1 protein-coding gene is annotated in these 1,022 nt (G+C 76.2%); it reads right to left on the reverse strand.

Annotated features, from left to right (window positions below; translation table 11 throughout):
* Positions 1-1,022: glutamate--cysteine ligase (locus tag QK440_RS41170; protein WP_282798386.1), on the reverse strand; the 1,022-nt coding region annotated here is incomplete at both ends.

Here is a 1,022-nt window from a genome sequence, read left to right on the forward strand (position 1 = left end):
GGCGCCGCCGTCTCGCCGGTGACGAGGGCGGTGACCGCCGCCACGCCGCCCTCGGCGAAGGCCTGGCGCTGCCGGTCGGCGGGGGTGCCCTGGCGCAGCAGCCGGTGGACGAGGGCGGTGACCTGGCGGAGGTCTCCGGCCGCCTCCAGCGCGGGCTCGATGTGGTCCATGAGCCGGGCCACCGCGTCACCGGCGCTCAGGCGCCTCCCGGCCGGGTCGAGGAGGGAGCCGCTCAGGCCGTGCCGGGCGGCCTGCCAGTGGGCCGCCTGCAGGAGCTCCGGCAGGCAGTCGGGCTCCTCGGTGCCGTTCTTGATGTCGGTGACGGCGGTGCTGACCAGGCCGCGGACGATCCCGGCGAGCATGACCGCCTCGTCGGCGCGCAGTTGCACGTCCGGGCAGCGCACCTCGACGGTCGGGTAGCGGCGGGAGGGGCGGGCCTGCCAGTAGAGCTGGCCGATGTCCTGGATCACGCCGGAGGCCAGCAGCCCGCGGACGCGGTCCTCGAAGTCCGCCAGGTCCGCGAAGCGGGGCGGCGGGCCGCTGACGGGCCAGCGGCCGAAGACGACCGTGCGCCAGCTCGCGAAGCCGGTGTCCTGCCCGTCCCACAGGGGCGAGTTCGCCGACATCGCGCTGAGGAGGGGCAGCCAGAGCCGGATGCGGTTCAGGACGGCCACGCCCACCTCCGGCGAGGGCACGGCCACGTGGACGTGCATCCCGTTGATGAGCTGCTCGTCCACGAGCTGCGGGGCCTGGGCGTAGATGGCGCGGTAGCGGGGCTCGTCGGTGACGGGCACCGGCGCGAGGGTCCTGGCGGGCGCCGTGGCGCAGGCGGCGAGGCGGCAGCCGACGCTCTCGGCGGCGGCCGCGAGCGCGAGGCGCAGGCGCAGCAGGTGCCCGCCGACCTCCTCCAGCTCCTCGCACACCGGGGTGGCGACCTCGAGCTGCGCCTGGAGGAGCTCGGACTGCACTTCCTTCTCGTCCGCCAGCGGCGCCAGGTCGGCGGCGGCGCGTACCTGGTCGGC

This window comes from Streptomyces sp. CC224B (assembly GCF_030010595.1).
Lineage (GTDB): Bacteria > Actinomycetota > Actinomycetes > Streptomycetales > Streptomycetaceae > Streptomyces > Streptomyces longispororuber.